Source organism: Bifidobacterium sp. UBA6881 (assembly GCA_002451435.1).
Taxonomy (GTDB): Bacteria; Actinomycetota; Actinomycetes; order Actinomycetales; family Bifidobacteriaceae; genus Bifidobacterium.
Map to the genome: position 1 here is coordinate 1 of DKCF01000046.1, position 4,462 is coordinate 4,462.

Annotated in this window: 4 protein-coding genes; all 4 read right to left on the bottom strand. The window is 61.1% G+C overall.

Translation table 11 applies throughout. From position 1 onward, the window contains the following. Nucleotides 1–188: 188 nt before the first annotated feature. Nucleotides 189–968: a phosphate ABC transporter ATP-binding protein PstB gene (pstB, locus tag B3C64_RS03815; protein ID WP_291533849.1), complete on the bottom strand. Its 780-nt coding sequence runs from the start codon at nucleotides 966–968 to the stop codon at nucleotides 189–191. Between the two features lie 45 nt (nucleotides 969–1,013). Continuing rightward, nucleotides 1,014–2,009: a phosphate ABC transporter permease PstA gene (pstA, locus tag B3C64_RS03820; protein WP_291533850.1), complete on the bottom strand. Its 996-nt coding sequence runs from the start codon at nucleotides 2,007–2,009 to the stop codon at nucleotides 1,014–1,016. After that, on the bottom strand, nucleotides 2,009–2,962 hold the full coding sequence (pstC, locus tag B3C64_RS03825) for a phosphate ABC transporter permease subunit PstC (RefSeq protein WP_291533851.1): 954 nt from the start codon (nucleotides 2,960–2,962) through the stop codon (nucleotides 2,009–2,011). Before pstC ends, pstA begins: the two co-directional genes overlap by 1 nt. A gap of 180 nt (nucleotides 2,963–3,142) precedes the next feature. Further along, the gene (gene pstS, locus B3C64_RS03830; RefSeq protein WP_291533852.1) at nucleotides 3,143–4,267 is read right to left on the bottom strand and encodes a phosphate ABC transporter substrate-binding protein PstS; all 1,125 of its coding nucleotides are present in this window, start codon (nucleotides 4,265–4,267) and stop codon (nucleotides 3,143–3,145) included. Between the last annotated feature and the right edge of the window lie 195 nt (nucleotides 4,268–4,462).

Consider the following 4,462-nt stretch of genomic DNA (forward strand, 5'->3'; position numbering starts at 1 on the left):
GCCATGGAACCAGAATGCATCTCGCGGCAGGATTGAGCCGCCCGGGATCTCCTTAAAAAACAACCGCAGAGCCAAAAGCAGCCAGAAAGCAGCCGGAAAATCATCGGCAACGCAAAACCCGGAAATACCAAAACGGCCCGGAAACGGCGAGCACAGGGCTGCCGCTTCCGGGCCATCTTGGCGATCGATCAGCCGAAACGTCCGGAGACGTAGCGCTCGGCTTCCTCGTTCTGCGGGTTGTTGAACATGGTGGTGGTGTCGGTGAAGTACTCGAGGTGGCCCGGCTGGCCGACGGCCTTCAGGTTGAAGAAGGCGGTGTAGTCGGCGATACGGGCGGCCTGCTGCATGTTGTGGGTCACGATGACGATGGTGTAGTCGTTCTTCAGCTCGTTGATCAGGTCCTCGACGGCCAGCGTCGAGATCGGGTCAAGGGCGGAGCACGGCTCATCCATCAACAGCACCTGCGGGTGCACGGCCACGGCACGCGCGATGCACAGACGCTGCTGCTGGCCACCGGACAGACCGATGCCCGGGTTGTCGAGACGGTCCTTGACCTCGTTCCACAGGTTCGCGCCGCGCAGGGCCCACTCGACCAGATCATCCGCGTCCGACTTCGTGATCTTGCGGTTGTTGAGCCGCACGCCGGCCAGCACGTTCTCGCGGATCGACATGGTCGGGAACGGGTTCGGACGCTGGAAGACCATGCCGACGTCACGACGAACGGCGACCGGATCAACGTCCTTGTCGTACAGGTTCTTGCCTTCCAGCAGCACCTCGCCCTTGCAGTGGGCGCCGGGGATGATCTCGTGCATGCGGTCAAGCGTGCGCAGAACCGTGGATTTTCCACATCCGGAAGGTCCGATGAATGCGGTGACCTTGTTGGCTTCGATGTTGATGTTCACATCTTCAACGGCCAGGAAGTCGCCGTAGTAGATGTTCAGATGATTGACATCAATACGTTGTCCCATTTGATTTCCTTATGTTTTCTGTGATTTCGACGTTACCTGACCGACTCAGCGCTCCGACTTGACGGAGAACACCTTCGCCACCAGTCGACCGATGAGGTTGAGGATAAGCACGATGAGGATCAGCACAAGAGCCGCGGCCCATGCGCGTTCCATCGGGATGGTGGTCACGCAGGAGGCGCTTGCGTTGACCGGGCAGTTCGCGTTGAGCTTCGAGTACTCCTGGTAGACGTACACCGGAAGGGTGGTCATCTGGCCGGAGAAGAGGTTGAAGTTCGTGGAGGAGATGTAGCCGGCAGTCATCAGCAACGGAGCGGTCTCGCCGATCACACGCGCGACGGCGAGGATCGCGCCCGAGACGATGCCGGGCAATGCGGTGCGCAACACGATCTTCGTGATGGTGCGCTGCTTGGTGACGCCAAGTGCGTAGGACGCCTCACGCAGGTCGTGGGGCACGATCTTCAGCATTTCCTCGGAGGATTTGACCACGGTCGGCAGCATCAGCAACGACAGGGCGACGGAACCTTCGAAGCCGTTGATGGTGCCGGGGCCGACGAGAATCGTGAACATCGAGAAGGCGAACAGACCGGCCACGATGGACGGGATGCCGCTCATCACGTCGACCAGCAGGGTGATGACCCGCGAAAGCTTGCCATGGTTCGAATATTCGACCAGGTACACGGCGCACATCAGACCAATCGGAATGGAGATGATCATGGCGCCGAAGGTGATCTCCAGCGTGCCGATGATGGCGTGCAGAATGCCGCCGTAGCCGCCGGACGGCGTCGGATTGCCGCCGACCACACCGGTCATGTTGTAGCTCAGGAAGTTGAGATTCAGCCTCTTGAGACCGTTGACGATGGTGGTGAGCAGCACCGAGAACAGCGGGATCAGCGCGACGATGAACGCGCAGGAGATGAGCACGCGCATCGCGAAATCCTTGCGCTTGCGCGCCGCGGTGAAGGAACGCGTCGGCTTGAACTTGTCGAAATCGATGACGGGGGCGCCGTCCATTGGTGAGGCGTTGTTGTCTACGGCGGTCATCACACACTCGCTTTCTCGGTGAGCTTACGCGCGACGAAGTTCACCACGAACGTAATCAGGAACAGCACCAGACCAGTGCCGATCAGGACGGAGACGCCAAGATCGTTGGCTTCCGGATACTGCGCCGCGATATTCGCCGCAATCGTCTGGTTCTGCGAGGCCTGCAGCAGCTTGATGGAGAAGTTGAGGCCAGGAGACAGGATCATGAGCACGGCCATCGTCTCGCCGAGCGCGCGCCCCAAGCCAAGCATCGATGCGGAGACGACGCCGGATTTGCCGAACGGCAGCACGGCGAGCTTCACCATCTCCCACTTGGTGGCGCCGAGCGCGAGGGCGGCCTCCTCCTGAAGACGCGGGGTCTGCAGGAAGATGTCGCGCGACATGGACGTGATGATCGGCAGAATCATGACGGCCAGCACGACGGCGACGGTGGCGACGGTACGGGAAGGATTGGCCGCGGGGCCTTCGAACAGGGGAATCCAGCCAAGGTACTTGGCGACCCAGTTCCAGAAGGGGAAGATGGCGGGCACCAATACCAGACCGCCCCACAGACCGTAGATGACGGACGGGATGGCTGCGAGCAGATCGACCACGTAGCTCAGCACCGTGGCGAGCTTCTTGGGCGCGTAGTGGGAAATGAACAGGGCGATGCCGACCGACACGAAGAAGGAAATCAGCAGCGCCAGCGCGGAAATCAGCACGGTGCCGAACAGCAGCGGACCGACATAGCCCCAGAAGTTGGAGGCCTTGCCGCCGGTGAAGCTGCTGATGGTGGCGCTGTTGGCCGACTGGTCGCCGCCGATCAGCGGCCAGGCGCGGAACAGCAGGAACAGTGCGACGGCGGCCAGCACCACGAGGATGAGGATGCCGCAGGCGTAGGCCACGCCCCGGAACACCTTATCCGCGGTTTTGCCGCTCACCGGCTGTTGCGCCGTTTTGCTTTGCGAACTCACGGGTTCTCCTTAATTGCAATCGTTGGGGAAACGCCCGCTCCGAAGAGCCGACGCATCGTCTTTGCCGCAACTCATGGGTACCATTCAGGCCGCAACCGTTATGCAATGCGGATGCGGCCTGAAATGGATGCTCAATGGCTGTTCATCAAAGACCTATCGTCTGGGGGTTTCCTCGAAAACTCACTTGGTCTTGATGGCCTCGATGGACTTGGTGACCTTCTGGCGCAGAGAGCTGGACATCGGAGCGGAGCCGGCCGCGGAAGCCGCGGTCTGCTGGCCTTCGTCGCTGGTCACGTAGGTGAGCCAGGACTTGACGAACTTGGCGGTGTTCGCATCCTTGTATGCCGGGCAGGCGACGTCGTAGGACACCAGCACGATCGGGTAGGCGCCCTTTTCGGTGGTGTTGTGGTCGAGCTTGATGACCACGCGGTTGTCGCCCTTGGCGGAATCGTCGAGCGGGGATGCGTCCACGACCTTGGCGGCGGCCTCGGAGGAGAACGGCACATAGTCGTTGCCGACCTTCACTGCCACGGTACCGAGCTCGCCGGCCTGGGAGGCGTCGGCGTAGCCGATGGTGCCGTCGGCCTGCTGCACGGTGGAGATCACACCGGAAGTGCCCTTGGCGCCCTGGCCGACCTCGTTCGGCCAGTTCTCGCCGACTTCGTAGCTCCAAGCGTCACCGGCGGCGTCCTTGACGTAGCTCAGGAAGTTCTTGGTGGTGCCGGACTTGTCGGAACGGTGCACCACGGTGATGTCGAGGTCAGGCAGGTCGACCTTCGGGTTCTGCTTCTTGATGGCGTCGTCGTTCCACTTGGTGATCTTGCCGTCGAAGATCTTGGCGATGGTCTCGGCGTCCATGTTCAGGGTCTTGCCCTTGCCGGACACGCCATTGAGGTTGAACACCACGGCGATCGGGGAGATGTAGACCGGGATGTCGAAGGCGGTGCCGGAGGCGCACACGCTCTTGGACTGGGAGACCTCGTCATCGGTCAGGGCGGCGTCGGAACCGGCCCATGCGGTGGCGCCGGTCAGGAAGGTGGAGACGCCGGCGCCGGAACCGGACGGGTTGTAGGCGACCTTGGCGTCAGGGTTGGTTCCCTGGAAGCCGGCGATCCATGCTTCGACCGCGGCCTGCTGGGAGGAAGCGCCCGCGCCGGAGAAGTTGCCGGACACGGCTTCGGTCTTGGTGCTGCTGTTGCTGGAAGAATCGGTGGAGGCGGTGTTGTCACCGCAAGCCGCGACGGAAGCAAGCATCACGATGCCGGAAACCGCGGCAATGGAGCGCACAAGAATGGAGTTACGCATTATTTCTTTTTCCCTCTGTCAACATACTGACGACGCGTTTCCTTGAATCTTGGTGGTTTGGCCGCGTCATCATTTCTTCATGACAGTTCCAGCCTATTGGAGGTTTGGGGAGGGAAAAACCAAAATCGGTGAACGGAAAGTGAACAGTCTACGACGGTTTCGCCATCGACGTTTTCTTCCATTCACCCTATTCGG

Coding starts and splice junctions, on each gene's coding strand:
- pstB (WP_291533849.1), bottom strand. CDS start 968: ATGGGACAACGTATTGATGTCAATCATCTGAACATCTACTACGGCGAC.
- pstA (WP_291533850.1), bottom strand. CDS start 2,009: ATGACCGCCGTAGACAACAACGCCTCACCAATGGACGGCGCCCCCGTC.
- pstS (WP_291533852.1), bottom strand. CDS start 4,267: ATGCGTAACTCCATTCTTGTGCGCTCCATTGCCGCGGTTTCCGGCATC.